General features: G+C 72.4%; 14 protein-coding genes. 6 read left to right on the plus strand and 8 right to left on the minus strand.

Annotated features, from left to right (window positions below):
• Positions 1-65 precede the first annotated feature (65 nt).
• The 4 genes from BL253_RS15315 to BL253_RS15335 form a co-directional block, all read right to left on the minus strand.
• The gene (locus tag BL253_RS15315; RefSeq protein WP_076817554.1) at positions 66-1,019 is read right to left on the minus strand and encodes an aldo/keto reductase; all 954 of its coding nucleotides are present in this window, start codon (positions 1,017-1,019) and stop codon (positions 66-68) included.
• A 140-nt stretch (positions 1,020-1,159) separates the two neighbouring features.
• Complete coding sequence (locus tag BL253_RS15320; protein WP_198946274.1) at positions 1,160-1,786, minus strand: hypothetical protein; 627 nt, start codon at positions 1,784-1,786, stop codon at positions 1,160-1,162.
• Between the two features lie 143 nt (positions 1,787-1,929).
• The gene (locus BL253_RS15330) at positions 1,930-2,781 is read right to left on the minus strand and encodes a helix-turn-helix domain-containing protein (RefSeq protein WP_076817494.1); all 852 of its coding nucleotides are present in this window, start codon (positions 2,779-2,781) and stop codon (positions 1,930-1,932) included.
• Positions 2,782-3,058: 277 nt separating this feature from the next.
• On the minus strand, positions 3,059-4,261 hold the full coding sequence (locus tag BL253_RS15335) for a DUF349 domain-containing protein (RefSeq protein ID WP_076817496.1): 1,203 nt from the start codon (positions 4,259-4,261) through the stop codon (positions 3,059-3,061).
• Positions 4,262-4,441: 180 nt separating this feature from the next.
• Between BL253_RS15335 and BL253_RS15340 the strand changes: the two genes are divergently transcribed.
• The 5 genes from BL253_RS15340 to BL253_RS15360 all read left to right on the plus strand — a co-directional run bounded on the left by BL253_RS15340 (position 4,442) and on the right by BL253_RS15360 (position 10,168).
• On the plus strand, positions 4,442-5,458 hold the full coding sequence (locus tag BL253_RS15340) for a carbohydrate ABC transporter permease (protein WP_076817498.1): 1,017 nt from the start codon (positions 4,442-4,444) through the stop codon (positions 5,456-5,458).
• Positions 5,455-6,513 carry a carbohydrate ABC transporter permease gene (locus BL253_RS15345; protein ID WP_076817500.1) on the plus strand — a complete coding sequence of 353 codons (1,059 nt, stop codon included), beginning with the start codon at positions 5,455-5,457 and terminating at the stop codon, positions 6,511-6,513. The genes BL253_RS15340 and BL253_RS15345 overlap by 4 nt, the downstream gene beginning before the upstream one ends.
• A 185-nt stretch (positions 6,514-6,698) precedes the next feature.
• Positions 6,699-8,048, plus strand: coding sequence for an extracellular solute-binding protein (locus BL253_RS15350; protein WP_076817558.1), 1,350 nt, complete (start codon positions 6,699-6,701; stop codon positions 8,046-8,048).
• Between the two features lie 123 nt (positions 8,049-8,171).
• On the plus strand, positions 8,172-9,368 hold the full coding sequence (locus BL253_RS15355) for an ABC transporter ATP-binding protein (protein ID WP_076817502.1): 1,197 nt from the start codon (positions 8,172-8,174) through the stop codon (positions 9,366-9,368).
• Positions 9,369-9,445: 77 nt separating this feature from the next.
• Positions 9,446-10,168 carry an alpha/beta fold hydrolase gene (locus BL253_RS15360; protein ID WP_076817504.1) on the plus strand — a complete coding sequence of 241 codons (723 nt, stop codon included), beginning with the start codon at positions 9,446-9,448 and terminating at the stop codon, positions 10,166-10,168.
• Here the strand turns inward: BL253_RS15360 and BL253_RS15365 are convergent.
• From BL253_RS15365 to BL253_RS15375, 3 genes are all read right to left on the minus strand, one after another.
• Complete coding sequence (locus BL253_RS15365; RefSeq protein WP_076817506.1) at positions 10,165-11,514, minus strand: NsdA family TPR-like regulatory protein; 1,350 nt, start codon at positions 11,512-11,514, stop codon at positions 10,165-10,167. The genes BL253_RS15360 and BL253_RS15365 overlap by 4 nt on opposite strands.
• A 669-nt stretch (positions 11,515-12,183) precedes the next feature.
• Positions 12,184-13,425, minus strand: coding sequence for a CAF17-like 4Fe-4S cluster assembly/insertion protein YgfZ (gene ygfZ / locus BL253_RS15370; RefSeq protein WP_076817508.1), 1,242 nt, complete (start codon positions 13,423-13,425; stop codon positions 12,184-12,186).
• 8 nt (positions 13,426-13,433) lie between these two features.
• Positions 13,434-13,949 carry a Fur family transcriptional regulator gene (locus tag BL253_RS15375; RefSeq protein ID WP_241834820.1) on the minus strand — a complete coding sequence of 172 codons (516 nt, stop codon included), beginning with the start codon at positions 13,947-13,949 and terminating at the stop codon, positions 13,434-13,436.
• A gap of 574 nt (positions 13,950-14,523) precedes the next feature.
• On the opposite strand from BL253_RS15375, the gene BL253_RS15380 reads away from it, so the two are divergent.
• Positions 14,524-15,261, plus strand: a complete 738-nt coding sequence (locus tag BL253_RS15380) for a phosphoglyceromutase (RefSeq protein ID WP_076817510.1) — start codon at positions 14,524-14,526, stop codon at positions 15,259-15,261.
• Between the two features lie 57 nt (positions 15,262-15,318).
• Here the strand turns inward: BL253_RS15380 and phoU are convergent, their stop codons facing one another.
• Positions 15,319-15,960 carry a phosphate signaling complex protein PhoU gene (phoU, locus tag BL253_RS15385; protein WP_076817512.1) on the minus strand — a complete coding sequence of 214 codons (642 nt, stop codon included), beginning with the start codon at positions 15,958-15,960 and terminating at the stop codon, positions 15,319-15,321.
• Positions 15,961-16,230 lie beyond the last annotated feature (270 nt).

Below are 16,230 nucleotides of genomic sequence, written 5' to 3' on the forward strand. Positions count from 1 at the left end.
GATAGGTCGGCGGGCGCCGCTGTACTTCTGGTTCGCTCCGTGCGCGCACGGAGCGAACCAGAAATCTAGTCCCGCGGGCGGTAGGTGGGGGCGATCTTGTCGAGGACGGCGAGGTCGTCCGGGCGGGGCTGCCAGGCGCCGGCTGTCACGTTCGCCTGGACCTGGGCGGCGCTGGTCGCGCCGGCGATGACGGAGGTGACGGCGGGCTGCGCGGCGAGGCCGCCGATCGCGACGTCCAGCAGCGAACGGTCCCGTTCTCTGGCGAACGTCTCGAGGGTTTCGATCTGGTCGAAGACCTCGTCGGTCAGCTCGTCCTGCCTGCCGGCCATCCGGGTGCCGGGTGCCGGTGGCTCGTCACGGGTGTACTTGCCGGTCAGGATGCCGTTGGCGAGCGGGAAGTAGGGCAGGATGCCGATCCCGTACCTCAGTGCCGCCGGCACCAGCTCGGCCTCGACACCACGCTCCAGCAGGTTGTAGTGGTTCTGCGCCGAGATGAACCGGGTGTGGCCCGCGGTCCGCGCCGTCCACTCGGCGTCCGCGGCCTCCCAGCCGTCGAGGTTGCAGGACCCGACGTAGCGGACCTTGCCCTCCTTGACCAGCTCGTCGAGGGCCTCAAGCGTCTCCTCGATCGGCGTGACGCCGTCGAGGGTGTGCAGCTGGTAAAGGTCGATGTAGTCGGTCTGCAGCCTGCTGAGCGACCCCTCGATGGCCTTGCGGATGTAGCGGCGCGACGCGCGCGCCCCGTAGTCCGGGCCGYAGACGCCGCCCATGTCGTTGCCGAACTTGGTGGCGAGCACGACGTCATCCCGGCGGGACCGCAGCACGTGCCCGAGCAGGGTCTCCGAGCCGCCCTTGTTGCCGTAGGTGTCGGCCGTGTCGAAGAAGTTGATGCCGGCCTCGATCGCCGCGTCGACGACGGCGCGGGTGCCGCCCAGGTCGACCCTCGACCCGAAGTTGTTGCAGCCGAGACCGACGACGGAGACCAGAAGGCCCGAGTTGCCCAAGGGACGGTAGCGCATGACCGCCATACAACACCCGGACCACGATCGCCGGACGCCCGGTCCGGCGATTCCCCTCTCGGTCGGCCGTCCGCCCGGTCGTCACGGCGAGGTGCCCGCTGCCCGGGGCGGGACGCGCGGCGCCCCGCCCCGGGCCAGTCCTAGCGGGAGGAGGGCCGACCGGAGAGCGGGGCCTGGCTGACGGCGGCCTTGCTGACCGCGTCCGCGGCCCGGCGCGCCGACGTGCTGGCCGCCTTGGTCCGGCTGACCGCGGTCCTCGTGCGCGTGACCGCCTCCTCGGTCGCGGGGCTGCGGCGGATCTCGGTGACCCGCTTCTCCCCGCGGTCGATCCATGCGTTGTAGAGCTGGGCCGCGCGGCCCTGCAGGCCCGACAGCTGGGCGCCGACGGTCTCCGGCAGGCCGCGGACCGTGGTGCCGACCTGGGTCGGGACCTTCGCCGCCTCGACCGTCAGCTCGCCAACCCGGTCCGACAGCCGGCTGGCCGTGGCCGGCAGGGCACGCAGCTTCTCGACAGCCAGGTCCGCCGCGCCGACGTAGGCGTAGAGCGGCTTGCGGACCTCGGACATCTGGGCGCGCCGCTGGGCCGGAGTGGTCCGCGAGCTGGCCGCCCCCGTCCCGGCGGAGGCGCTCGTGCCTGTGCCGCGCGTCGTGCCGCCGGTCGCGTGCGCGCTCTTCGCGCCGCCGGTGGCCGAGGTCTTCGAGGACGCCGCGGTGCTGGTGCGCCTGGCCTTGGCCGTGGTCGTGGTCGTGGTCCGTTCGGTAGCCATCTGACCTCCTTCGCGATCGGGACCAGCGGTCCCACCGCGCATGTGTCTGCTGTTGTCGTCTAAGGGCGGTGCACCGCTTTCAGGGGCAGTCGGGACACACCGTCATCTGGAGCAACCGTCGGCGAGCCGGGCAGCTCGCCGAGCTACGACTGGGGAGCCGTCGGCGAGGCGTTGCCCGAGGGCTCCGCGCTCGCGCTCGGCCCGCCCGGGGTGCCCGCGGTGCCCGGGGTGCCCGCGGCGGGGGCATCCGCCGGCGGACGCCGGGTCGCCGCGCGCCGGGTGGTGGTCCGCCGCGCGGGCTGGGCCGTGGCCGTGTCGCCGGTGGCTGTCTTGTCGGCGGCTGTCTTGTCGGCGGACGTCGCGCGCGGCCGGCGGGCCGTGGCCCGGGTGGTCGGGGCTGACCCCGTGGCCGAGGCCGCGGCGCGTCGTGGGCGCCCCGTCGTCGGCCGCCCGGCGGTCTCGGCGGTTGTCTCCGCCGCCGCCGGCTTCGGGACCGCCCGCGTGGGCGCGGCGGTGGTGCTCGCCGCGTTCGTGCCACCCGCGGTGGACGGCTGGGGGGCCGGTGGCCTGGTCACCGTGCCGGGCTCCCTGACAGCCGCGCCGGGCGTGTCGCCAGCGCCGCCAGCGCCGCCAGCGGCGACGGCGGCGGCGGCGACCGCGTTCTCCCGGCGGAACGCCTCGTAGATGTCGAGAATGACCTGCTTCTGGCGGGCGGTGAGGAACTCGTCGGCGAGCACCGCGGCGTGCACGTCCTCGCCGCCCTCGCGCTCCTCCAGGATCCCCGCCTGCACGTACAGGACCTCGGCGGAGATGCGCAGCGCCTTGGCGATCTGCTGCAGGATCTCCGCCGACGGCTTGCGCAGGCCGCGCTCGATCTGGCTCAGGTACGGGTTGCTGACTCCCGCCTGCTTCGCCAGCTGTCGCAGCGAGATCTGCGCCGTGCGCCGCTGGTCCCGGATGAAATCGCCGAGTTCACGGACGTTCAGAGCCGCCACAGGCTTCTCGACCTCCTCGCCAGACCGTCGACACCGCCGTCGCGTCGAGCCAGCCGGTGGCTGAAGGGGGAACAGCCAACTCACCGGCCGCGTCGGCGCGTCGTCGCGCGATGCACACCGTACCGACTACGGCGACGCTACGTCACGGTGCTAACTATGGCAAGCGGACAGTTAGCACATCACACGTGTGTGGGCGACCACTCCGAACGCGACGAAGCCCGCCAACCTGCTGGTCGGCGGGCTTCGTCGCGGTGGTGCGAGGGCCTGGGGGTGCGGCCTAGCGGTCGCTGCCCGGCAGCAGAGCCCGGTGGTTGGCGAGCTCGCCCTCGAGCCGGGCGACGTCCTTCTCCCGGCCCGCGGCCCTGGCCTTCTGCAGCTTCTCCTCGAGCCGGCGGATGTTCTCGCGCATCTTCGCGGCGAACAGGGAGGTCTCCCCGTCATGGCGCGACCAGCGGGCGTCGGAGGCCTCGCGGATGCGATCGCCGATCGTGGCCAGCTGTCGCTCCAGCTGGCCGACCACCTCACGCGGCACCTTGCCGATGGCGTCCCAACGCTCCTGGATCTCGCGCAGTCTGCGCGCCGACCGATCGGTGTCGGCCGGGTCGAGCTCGGCCGCCTCGGCCAGCAGCGCCTCCTTGGCGGTCTGGTTCGCCCGCGCCTGGGCGTCGCGCTCGGCGTTCACCGCGTTGCGCCGGCTGAAGAACGCGTCCTGTGTCGCCCGGAACCGCGTCCACAGCTCGTCGTCGACGTCCTTGGCCGCGCGACCCGCCGTCTTCCACTCGGCCATCAGCTCGCGGAACCTCGTGCTCGTCGGCCCCCAGTCGGTGGAGGTGGCGAGCGACTCGGCCTCGGCGATCAACGCCTCCTTGCGCTCCTTCGACGTGGCGCGCTGGGTGTCGAGCGCGGCGAAGTGCGCCGTCCGGCGGCGGGCGAACTCCTCGCGCGCGGCGGCGATCCGACGCCACAGCCCGGAGTCGGTCCGCTTGTCGACGCCGGTGATCGCGCGGAACTCGTCGCCGATCGTCCGGAATCGCTCGCTGACCGTCTTCCAGTCGGAGCTCTTCGCCAGCCGCTCGGCCTCGGCGACCAGCTCCTCCTTCGCGGCGACCGCCTGCGCCGCGCGGGCGGCCCGTTCGGCCTGCGCCTGCGACTTGCGTTCCTCGGTCACGCCGAGCAGCGCCGTCAGCCGGCCGCGCAGCGCGTCGAGGTCGCCCACGACGGCGGCCGTCGGCAGCCCGTCGAGCAGCCTCCGCGCGCTGGCGGCGATCCCCACCGGGTCGACCCCGGCGATCGTCACCCGCCGTTCCAGCAGCACCACCTCGGCGGAAAGGTCTTCATAGCGGCGCACGAAGTGCGCGAGCCCTTCGTCAGGGCTGCCGGCCCGCCACGAGCCGACAGCGCGTTCGCCTTCGGACGTCCGTACGTAGACGGTGCCGTCGTCGGCGACTCGTCCCCACTCGGAGCCGGTCCCGTCACTCATCGCAGTCCCAAGATCGACATCAGGTTGCCTGCCATTCTTGCAGGCATCGGGCCAGAGTGGGATCCCCGCCGGGGATCCGGCTTCAACCCCATCACCGTCATGGCCCGGACCGGTCGTGTTCACCTCCATGTCAGCCGCCCTTCTAGGCAGGTGACGCGCGGCAGTCCAAGATGCGTAAGCGTGACGAGAAGGACGGGGGCCGGACCGCGGACCGGAGCCGGCGGTTGGCGGATCGGGGCGCTGCTGTTGCCCGCTCTRCTGGGGCTGACCGTGTTCATCCTCGGCCCCGCGCTGGTCTCCGCCTTCGCGGCGGGGACCGACAAAACCCTGACAGGGCCGAGTTTTCACTGGGTCGGCACGGCGAACCTCCGCGAGGCGTTCGGCGACCCGGACTTTGGCAGGTCCGTCCGCAACACGCTGCTGTACTGCGTGCTGACGGTCATCCCCGCGGTGGTCGTCGGGCTCGCGCTGGYACTGGCGACGCAGAAGGTGACCCGCGGCTCGGGTGCCCTGCGGCTGGCGTTGTTCCTGCCGGTCAGCGCGAACCTGGTGGCCATCGCGGTGGTCTTCGCGTACATGTTCGACCCGAGTGGTCACGGGCTCGCCAACACGGTCATCGGCTGGTTCGGCGCCGGGCCACGCAACTGGCTGGGAGACGAGGCGACCTCACTGCCGGTGGTCGCGCTGGTCGGCGGCTGGCGGCTGACCAGCTTCGTCTTCGTCGTCTACCTCGCGGGCCTCACGACCATCCCGGCCTCGGTGTACGAGGCGGCCGAGGTCGACGGGATCCGCGGCTTCGCCCGGCTGCGGCACGTCACGCTGCCGCTGCTCGCGCCCACCACGATCTTCCTCGCGGTGTTCACGACGATCCTCACGCTGCAGACCTTCGAGACGGTCGCTGTGCTGACGCACGGCGGGCCGTTCCGGTCCAGCGCGACGATCATCTACTACATCTACGAGGTCGGGTTCACCGGCTCGTTCCGGATCGGCTACGCCTCGGCGATCGCGCTGCTGCTGATCCTGGGCATCGTCCTCATCGGGGTCCTCGGCTCGGTGCTCGGCAGGCGGGCCAGGGCACGGGCCGCCCGCGTCGAGAGCGACGGGGCCGACGCCGGGGTGGACGGCGCATCGGGCGCCGCTCTGGTGGGCCTCGGCGTCGCCGGCGCGGCCGCCCCGGCGGCGGAGGCGGCCCGATGAGCCAACCACCTCCCGGGCCATCGCCCATCAGTCAACCGCCGACCGACGAACCCGCCGTGAGCGAGCCGGCGATGACCGAGCCGGCGATGACCGAGCCGGTGACGGGCCAGCCGCGGGCGGACAGCCCTGTGCCGGCCGCCCCGACTGGTAGACACGCGCATCGCGCCGCACGGACGGGTGGCCGGACGGGCGGGCCGAACAGCGGCCGGACGGGCGGGCCGAACAGCGGTCGGTTCGCGGGGCTCGCCGGGCGAGCCGTCGTCCTGACGGTCGGCGTGTTCTTCGCCCTGCTGCCCTTCGTCTGGATGGTCCGCACCGCGTTCGGGCCGTCTCAGTCGGCGTTGGCCCTCTCGTCGAACCCGATTCCGAAGTCCGTCAGCTTCGACGCCTTCACGCGCGCCTTCCGGGACGGCCATCTCGGAAGGGCGCTGCTCACCGGGATCCTCGTCAGCCTGGCGATCCTGCTGCTGCAGCTGTTGACCGCCATCCCGGCCGCGTACGTGTTCGCCTGGCTGCCTTTCCGCGGGCGCGGCGTGGTGTTCGGGCTGGTGCTGGCAACGCTGCTGGTCCCGAGCCAGGTGACCGCGATCCCGAACTACGTGACGATCTCCGCGTTGGGCCTGTCGAACACCCGCGTCGGCCTGGTGCTGCCGTTCATGACGAGCGCGGCGTCGATCTTCCTACTGCGCCAGTACATGACGACCATCCCGGTATCCGTCCTGGAAGYCGCCCGGATGGACGGCCTCGGCCTGGTTCGTACGCTGCGGACCATCGTGGTGCCGCTGTCGGCGCCCGCGATCGCCACGGTGTCGGTGTTCAGCTTCCTGCTGTCGTTCAACGAGTACCTCTGGCCGCTGCTGGAAGCCCGCTCACCGGAGATCGCCACCCCACCGCTGGCGCTGGCCAGCCTGGTGGCCTCGCCCCCGTCGGGCCTGCCTGACTTCGCCGAGCTGTCGGCCGGAGCGCTGATCATCAGCCTRCCGACCCTCGCCGTGTTCCTCGTCGCCCAGCGTCGCCTCACCGCCGGCCTCACCGGCACCGGAGCCGGCGGCTGACCAATGTCCTCAGCCCGCAACCTCAGCATCGATCTGGGCGTCTCGTCGACCATGTACGTCTCGTCCTCGACCAGGCACACCGTGCGCAGACCGTGCCAGCCAGCGCAGTGGAGGGATAGACCGTGATCCGCATCGACAGGTCCGGCCATGCCGGAGCGGCCCCGGCGCGCCGGGGCCGAGCCAGGCTGGCTGGTCTCAGGCAGGCGCCGGTGCTGCTCACGGCGACCATCGCCCTGGCCACCGCGGCCTGCGGCGGTGGCGGCGACAGCTCCGACGTCCCCGATCTGCGGCCGACCGTGCGCACGGCGGACGCCGGGGTCGCGGGCGTCAACGGCGCGACCGCGTCGGCCGAGTGCGCGTCCAAGGTGAAGACGCTGACGTTCTATGGCGTCGCGTCGCTCAGCGACGTGGCCAAGTCCGGCAAGGCGTACATGGAGAAGGCGCACCCGGGCCTCACCGTGCAGCTGAACTCGACCGCGCCGACCTACGTGGCGCTCGTCCAGCAGATCTCCGCCGACCGGGCCGCCGGCAAGCAGACCGACGTCGCCGTCGCCGGGTTCGACCTGCTTCCCGTCTACTCCCGGCAGCTCGGCGCCCAGACGCTGTCGCCCAACCTGCTGCGTTCCACCTATGACCAGCGGTTCCTCAAGCTCGGCCAGGTCGACGGGAAGCAGATCGGCATCCCGGCCCAGGTGTCGATGCCCGTGCTGATCTACAACGCCGACATCCTGGCCAAGGCCGGCGTCGACCCGAAGACGCTGACCACGACCGACGGCGTCCTCGCCGCCGCCGCGAAGATCAAGTCTTCCGGCGCCAGCGTCCAGGCGATCGACCTGCCGACCGGCGAGCAGTTCGGCCAGTGGTACCTGAGCACGCTCGCCGCGTCGAAGGGCAGCCCGATCGAGAAGCCCGACGGCACGCCGAACCTGACCACCCCAGCCGCCCTCGAGGCCACCCAGTTCCTCGCGAAGGTCGGGACGTACGGCACGCAGTCCGACTCGCCGGCCCAGAACGGACTGCTGCGCTTCGGTATCCAGCGGCAGACCGCGATGGTGAGCGCATCGGTGAACTCGATCGCCGCCGGCCTGCGTTTCATCCGCGGCCAGGGGGCGAACGGCTTCAAGGCCGGCGTCGTGCCCTTCCCGACCCTGCCGGGCGGCACCCAGCACCCGGTGGCCGGCGGCAACGCGCTGACCGTGCTCTCGACCGACCAGTGCCAGAAGGAGATGGCGACCGAGCTGCTGGTCTCGCTGCTGGCGCCGGACGTCGTCGCCGCCAGCGTCGAGTCGCTCAGCTACCTGCCGGTCGACACCGCCGCGGYGACCCAGCTCGCCGGGTTCTACCAGGAGTTCCCGGAGCTGGCTCCGTTCAGGGAACTGGCCGGCTCGCTGATCCCGCCGCCGGCCTGGGCGGGCAGCCGCGGCGGCGAGGTGCCGCAGGCGATCACGGACCAGGTCATCCGCGCGATGACGGGTAGCGATCCGGCGACCGCGATGCGCGACGCCCAGGCCAAGGCCGCCGAGCTGACCTCCTGACCGGGGGCGCGCGCCGGCGCCGGCCCCGGGATCCGGCGGGGATTCGGCATCCTGGGCGCCGTCGGCCGGCCGGCAGCGAACGAAGCCGCGGGAACGAAGCCGCGGGAGCGACAAGGAGCTGGAGTGACCGAGCTGGCCGTGCGGCCTGACGACGACGCGCTGGCGGCGACCGCCGCCGGCACCGCGGGCGTGCCGATCGACATGGAGAGCCTCGGCCGGGACTTCGGTCCGGTCAGGGCACTCGCCGAGATGTCCATGTCCGTGCGCCCGGGGGAGATCGTCGCGCTGCTCGGCCCGTCCGGCTCCGGCAAGTCGACCCTGCTGCGCATCTGCGCCGGCCTGGAGGCCCCCACCTCCGGCCGGCTGCTGTTCGCCGGTGTGGACCAGGCCGGCCTCGCCCCGCACCAGCGGGACGTCGCCCTGGTGTTCCAGCACTACGCGCTCTACCCGCACCTGTCGGCGCTGGACAACCTGACGCTGGCGCTGCGCTACGGCCGCAGGATGTCCAGGTCCGCGGCCGTGGCGCGCGCCCGCGAGACCCTGGAGATGCTGGGTATCGGGGCACTCGCCGACCGCAGGCCGGCGCAGATGTCCGGCGGCCAGCGTCAGCGGGTCGCGATCGGCCGGGCGCTGGCCCGGCGCGCCCGGGTGGTGCTGCTCGACGAGCCGATGTCCGGCCTGGACGCGAAGCTGCGTGTCGAGCTGCGGGTCGAGATCGTCGCGCTGCTGCGCCGGCTCGGCTCGACGGCGCTGTTCGTGACCCATGACCAGTCGGAGGCGATGGCCGTCGGCGACCGGGTCGCCGTCCTCAACGGGGGCCGCCTGGAACAGCTGGGCACTCCCGACGAGATCTACGACCGTCCCGCGACCCGCTTTGTCGCCACCTTCGTCGGCAGCCCGCCGATGACCGTCCTCGACGGTGCCCTCACCGAGGGCATGCTGCGCGGTCCTGGGTTCGCCGTCGCGGCCCCCGCGGGTGCCGCCGCTGTGGGTGTGCGCCCCGAGGGCCTCGAGCTCGCCCCCGCGGCGGCCGGGTCCCCCGGTGGCGCGCCGGCCGCGCCCGGCGCGCCACCGGCCGCCCGGCTGGACGGCTCGCTGCGCATCGCGGGCAACGTCGTCGTCTCCGAACGCCTGGGCGCCGAGCGGGTGGTCTACGTGCAGACCGCGGCCGGTGCCGTGGCCGTCCGCGTCTCCGCGCGCCAGACCGACGTGGCGGGAACCCCGGACGCGACGCGTGCCGGGGCCCCGGTCACGCTGACAGCCCCGGCCACCGCTCTGGCCTTCTTCACCGGCGACGGAGCGCTGATCGGCGTCGACTAGCCGCTCCCACCATGCGGCGGGCCTGTGCGCGGCAGACCAGGCGGCGCGAGCGCCGTCATTGCGGAGGAGGCTGGATCATGGCGACATATGTCCTGGTACACGGGGGTGGCCATGGCGGCTGGTGCTACCAGCCCGTCGCCCGGCTGCTGCGGGCGGCCGGACACGAGGTGCACACCCCCACGCTGACCGGGTTAGGGGAGCGGGCGCACCTGGTCGGCCCGCACGTCGACCTCGACCTGCACATCCAGGACGTCGTCGCCCTGCTGCACTGCGAGAACCTGCGCGACGTGATCCTCGTCGGGCACAGCTACGGCGGAATGGTCATCACCGGCATCGCGGACCGGGCCGCCGACCGGGTCGGGCGCCTCGTGTACCTGGACGCGGCGAACCCGGTCAACGGCCAGTCGCTGGTCGACGTCGCCGGGCCGATCATCGAGGCGACCCGCCCGACGGGACAGGTGGTCGACGGCGTCGAGCTCGTGCTCATCCCGTTCCCCGAGGCTGGCGCCTTCTACGGGGTGACCGACCCCGACGACCTCGTCTGGATGGCCGAGCGGCTGACCCCGCACCCCTGGCGATGCTTCGAGCAGCCGCTGACGCTCACCAACGAGGCAGCGCTGTGGGCGATCCCGCGGTACCACATCGTCTGCACGTCCACGCTCGCCACCAGGGACCCGGACCTGATGGCGAAGGCTCGCGCCGACGGCCGCCTCTGGGACATAGACACGGGCCACGACCTGATGATCACCGAACCCCGCGCCACCGCCGACGCCCTGGCCCAGGTAGCCGAGGCCAGCTAGACCATCTCGGCGAGCCGCTGGTCGAGGTCGCGGGCGGCGGGGACGGTGGCGTGGCGGCGCAGGCGGCGGCGGACCTCGTCGGCGCGGCGGGCGTTGCGCCGGGACCTGGTGACGGTCAGCAGCGGGACGGCCTCGGCGGCCAGGGCGCAGCCGGCGTCGAGGTTGCCGAGGTCGATCTGGACGCCCGCGCGGCGCAGCAGGTAGGTCGCGTGGTCGCGGACCTTCTCGGCCGGGTGGCTGGCCAGGGCGTTGCCGAGCCAGCGGTCGGCCGAGGGCAGATGGCCGAGGTCGATGTAGCAGCAGCCGACCTGGGCCTGGAACTCGGCCTCGTCGAAGTAGACCGCCCACGACGGCTCCTGCGGCCGGGCGCGGCTGAACGCGGCCTCGGCGACGGCGAGCTCGCGCGTGCAGGCGACCTGGTCGCCGAGCGCCGCGTGCGCCCGGGCCTTGCGCATGTGCAGCATCGCGCCGACCCGGCCGGTGGTGGCGCCGGCGGTGCGGACCGCGGCCTCGGCCAGTTCGATGGCCTCGGCGGGCCGGGAGAAGTCGACGCACTGCAGCGACATGTTCTTCAGCACGTTGGCGCCGAGCAGACGGTCGCCGCCGACGTGCGCCGCGTGCAGGGCGGTCACCCAGTAGCGCTGGGCGGCGGTCTGGTAGCCGGCGTCGAACGACACCCAGCCGGCGAAGCGGGCGAGCTCGGCGGCGACGACGTGCAGCTCCCGGCCGATCTTCTCCGGGTAGCGGCCGCGAGCGAGAAGCTCGGCGACGACGCCCAGCTCCGCGTCGACCAGGCGGCGCACGCTCTCACCGCCCAGACGATCGTCCATCACGCGGAGCCCGGGGATGTTGTGGGCGATCCGGTGCACGATCTGCTCGTCGACCAGGCCTCCGTCCAGCGCGCCCGTGAGGCGGGCCGGTTCCAGGCTGAGCCACTCGGTGGCGAGGCTCGCGACCCCGGATCCGCTGATGGTGAGGAATCCGCGGCGGTCGGTCAGCGCGTCCTGGACGACGTCGGTCAGCGCGGACAGGCTGCCGGACTGGGTCCAGGGGTAGTCGGTGCGGACGTGGTCACCGGTCGGAAGCCAGGACGGCCAGGGGTGGGATTCCAGCCGCTCGGTGGGCACGCCGAGTTCGGTGGCGAGCGCGAGCTGGGACACCCTGTCGGGGACGACGCCGCGGTGCTCCCAGCGCCACACCTTCTGCCGCTCGGCGGCCATGTTCGCCACGCCCAGGTCACGGGCTCTCTTGGCGACGACGCGAGCGAGTTTCTGGTACGACCAGCCTCGCTGGGCGCGGACGAAGGCCAGCGGGTGTGCGCAGGCCTGAGCGTTCTCCGTCAGCATCGACGATCTCCTCGGATATGCGTGCACGGTTGTCCGTTGGCGACAGCTGTGCCGAAGGGCAGGCAGGACGCCGTCGGCCTGGCCGCTCCCGCGATCGTCGGAACTCGGAGCGCATGCGCTCCGTGACGGTCGCTGTCTGTCGCCTGATGGACGTTTCGTAGGCGCATGGYAACGCTATGTCGCGACATCTGTCATCGATAGCGCTGGGCGCGGTGCGATGCGTGCATTGGTGTCGCAAGGAGCCCACTCGGGGGTCTGTATTGCACAYCCCCGGTTAAGGGACGCTCTGCGTCCAGTCGGTCGGCGGCGGTCTTCAGGCCGCTGACCGGGCCGGACGGTGCCACGATCGCCCTCGTCGGGGGGCGCCTGGCGGCGTGGCGAGACCGTGTAGTCCCAAGTGGTCACTGCACGGGGCCGAAGGACCCGGTTGACCGTGGTCTCGGGCGCAGTGGCACTCGCGGGCCACTTGTCGCCAAGAGGAGTTTTTCTGAGCCAGTTCTCCGGTTCTGGTGAACGGTCTCCGGCTGTCGCCACATACGTCCACCGGAACCGACGTCACGGTGCGTGATCAAAAACCGGATTCCGTGGCAGAAATGATCCCTGGCAGGGGCAGCGATCGGTCCGGCCGTGCCAGTCAGCGGTGTTCCGCCGTAGATGCGATCGGTGCCGTCAGCGCAGAACGTGACCGGCGGGACGGTCCGGGCGCACGGGACCGGAGTCCGGGTCGATCTGGGCGGCGACCTCGTGACCATCCGGGTCGGCGACGACGAGGGCGGCGTCGTCCGGCACCGTGCGCTTGAGCATCGCCAGCGCGATGGGACCGAGCTCGGCGTGCATACGGGACGAGCCGGCGAACCCGACCTGGCGGCCGGCGGCCGTCACGGGAGACCCGGGCGCGGCCAGCGCCCCGTCGAGGTGCAGCAGCACCAGCCGGCGCGGCGGGCGGCCGAGGTTCTGGACGCGGGCGACCGTCTCCTGGCCGCGGTAGCAGCCCTTGTCCAGGTGCACCGCACTGGTGAGCCAGCTGACCTCGTTCGGGATCGTGCGGTGGTCGGTGTCGACGCCGAGCCGCGGCCGGTGGGCGGCGACGCGCTCGGCCTCGAAGGCCTCGACGCCGGCCGGCTCCACGCCGGCGGCTCGCAGCCGGGCCGCGACGTCCCCGAGCTGGGCTCTTTCGACCAGCAGGTCCACGCCGTACGGCATCCGCCGGGCCAGCACACCGGGTCCGAACCGGGCAAGCGGGTAGGGGCCCGCCTCCGCCGGGAGGCCGGCCGCGCCCCCGGCCGGCGGCGCGGCCCAGTCCGCCGGTACGCCGCCATCGTCGGTCTTGCCGCCCAGAGCGTCGCCACCCGGCGTGTCACCACCCAGCGCGCCCGCGACCGCCGCCGCGGCTCGCGGGCCGAGGACCGAGAGCACGGCCGTCGTCGCCGTCGCGTCCGCGGGCTCCACCCGCAGCAGGAAACGCATCGACTCCAGGAACGCCAGCAGCGAGTCAGCCTCGCTGGAGCCGCCGGCGGCGCCCGCCGGTCCGGGCTCCACGTCGATCCAGGTGGTGGCGCCGTCATCCGCGAGAACCAGGTGGTGCTCGACGTGGCCGTGTGGCGAGAGCAGCAGCGCCTCGGTGCCACGCATCGGGCGCAGCGCGCTCAGGTGCTGCGACGTCAGGCTGTGCAGCCAGGTCAGCCGGTCGGCACCGCCGACGCGCAGCACGCCGCGGTGCGAGCGGTCCACGAGGGCGGCGCCGGCCGCCGCCCGGCGCTGCTCGCGCAGCGGGTCACCGTAGTGCGCGGCCACTCCGGCGTCCGGGCCGTCCGCGGCGACCGCCCCGGGCAGGTCGAGCAGTGGGGAGCGGTAGTCGGCGGCTGTCGCCGCGGCGGAGTCGGCGATGGCATCGGCCGGGGAGCTGCTCATGTCCGTAGTCAACCGTGGGCACGCGCGGAACAGTCCGCGCATCGGCCGGCCAGCGCGACGTGGTCGACGTTCACGGTGAACCCGAGCTCCTCGCGCAGCGCGTCGACCAGCCCCGCGAGCCGGTCGGGGGACAGCTCGCTGATCGTCCCGCAGCCGCCGCAGACCAGGTGGATGTGCCGGTCCTGCCCGGCGACGTGGTATGTCGGCGCGCCGTGGGTGAGGTGGGCGTGCGAGACCAGCCCGAGCTCCTCGAGCAGGTCCAGGGTGCGGTAGACGGTCGAGATGTTGACGGCGGTGGCGGTGCGGCGCACCTCGGTGACGATCGCCTCCGGCGTCGCGTGGCCGAGCGTCGCGACGGCCTCCAGCACGAGCTGGCGCTGCGGCGTCAGCCGGTACCCGCGGCCGCGCAGCCGAGACTGCCAGCCATCCCGCCCGTCGGCGGTCGAGACCTCGGCCGGTGCGTCGGAGGCCGGCGCGCTGGAGGCCTGCGCCGCGTGCACGTGCGCCGTGCTGGTTGATGTCATCGACTGCCGATAGACCTCTGCGGCCATGCCGTCAAGTCTAAGGCGAGGCGGTCACGCCGGGACGCTCCGCGGTCCCGCCGCGTACGGGGCCGCGGCGACCGGCGGTTTCCCGCGGACCCGCCCGACGAGAGCGGTCCGGCACGCGCGAAAAAGGCGTTGCCGTCCTGCCCCGGTCGCGCGTAGCGTCGTCGGTACACGAGAAGGGAGGTGGTCCAAAGTTGTGTAGTTCTTGGACTCGTGAGGTGACTGTCAGCTAGCCGGTCTCGTGGTCCTCACCGAGCGGGACACCGTCCCGATCCGGGTGCCCATGAGCCCCGGCCGGCGAGTACCAGGCAGTTACCGGGCCCCCGGGTGCCGTCGTAGTCCCGACGGCCCGCGTCGTGTGCCAAGCACCGACGCGGAAGTACCCGGGGGTTTCACGTTCCCGAAACCTTTCGTGTCCGGTTCGTGTCCGGCTTGTCGTCCTTCGCGTGCCGGCGGGTGGCGCGTGTCACGCCAGGTCGGCGGACGTCACGTCACGCGGACACCGGACGGGTCTGGCCGGAGGCGGGGAGCAGCGGGCAGGATCGAGGCCATGCCGACTCTCGTCCTGCTCCGCCATGGCGAAAGCACCTGGAACCAGAAGAATCTGTTCACCGGCTGGGTGGACGTCGACCTGTCCGAGAAGGGCGTCAAGGAGGCCACCCGCGGCGGCGAGCTGCTGCGCGAGGCCGGCGTGCTGCCGGACGTCCTGCACACGTCCCTGCTCACCAGAGCGATGCGGACGGCCTGGATCGCCCTCGACGCCGCCGGGCGGCTGTGGATCCCGGTCCGCCGCAGCTGGCGGCTCAACGAGCGGCACTACGGCGACCTGCAGGGCCTCGACAAGGCCGAGACAGCGGAGAAGTACGGCGAGGAGCAGTTCATGCTCTGGCGCCGCTCGTACGACACCCCGCCACCGGAGATCACCGAAGGCCGGGAAAGCGGGGTCGACGAGCGCTACGCGGAACTGGCGCCGGACCTCGTTCCGAAGACCGAGTGCCTCAAGGACGTCGTCATCCGGATGCTGCCCTACTGGTACGACGCGATCGTGCCGGACCTGCGGGCCGGGCGGACCGTCCTGGTCGCCGCGCACGGCAACTCGCTGCGCGCGCTGGTCAAGCACCTCGACGGGATCAGCGACGCGGACATCGCCGGTCTCAACATCCCGACCGGCATCCCGCTGCGCTATGAGCTGGACGCCGACCTGAAGGTGATCTCGTCCGCCTATCTCGACCCGGACGCCGCGGAGCTGGCGGCCGCCGCCGTCGCGGCTCAGGGCAAGAAGAAGTAACCACGCCTGGTGGACGGCGGGCCGGGGCGTTAACGCCCCGGCCCGACCCGATCCGCCTTATTCCTTGATGCCGGTGACGAGGTAGACGACGCGACGGGCGACCGAGACCGCGTGGTCGGCATAGCGCTCGTAGAACCGGCCGCACAGCGTGATGTCGATCGCGGCCTCCATGCCGTGCGACCACGGCCGCTCCAGCAGGATGTGGAACACCTGACGGTGCAGGGTGTCCATCGCGTCGTCGTCGGCTTCGAGCTCGCGGGCGAGGTCGGTGTCACGGCTGGCGATGACGGAGCCGGCCTTGGCGACGATCCGCTGCGCGACCTGGCCCATCTCCGTGATCGTGCCGCGCAGCTCCGGCGGAACGGCCCCGCCTGGGTAGCGGCGCCTTGCCACCTTCGCCACATGCAGAGCCAGATCGCCCATCCGCTCCAGGTCGGCCACGATGCGCAGGGTGGTGACGATCACCCGGGCGTCGGTCGCGACCGGGGCCTGGCGGGCCAGGATGTCGAAGGCACGCTCCTCGAGCTCGTTGCGCAGCAGGTCGACGGTCTCGTCGGCCGTGATGACCTGCTCGGCGAGCCGGAGATCGGCGTCGAGCAGCGCCGTGGTYGCGCGTGCCATGGCGGACGCGACCAGGTTTGYCATCTCGACGAGCGAGGCCGTGATGCCCTCGAGCTCCTCGCGGAAGACGTCCCGCACGGGCGGACTCCTCTTCATGATCTATGTCGTGATCGTCGTTCGGGTTCAGGTGCCCGCCCGGCCTGCTTTGCCTGGTCGCTCACCGCGGTAACCGGGGCGCCGCTGTCGACGGCGATGCCGGACCCACGGCTGCGCCGTGGCACGGACTCGGGACTCGTGGACCCAAGCTCACTGCTCTTCTGATTGGTCGAAGATGCGGTGACCTCACCGCGACCCGGTGAACGATGACGTTAGCGGGGATGAACACCTGGCGACGAACCGCCGAGCTGA

The organism is Pseudofrankia asymbiotica (assembly GCF_001983105.1).
GTDB lineage: Bacteria > Actinomycetota > Actinomycetes > Frankiales > Frankiaceae > Pseudofrankia > Pseudofrankia asymbiotica.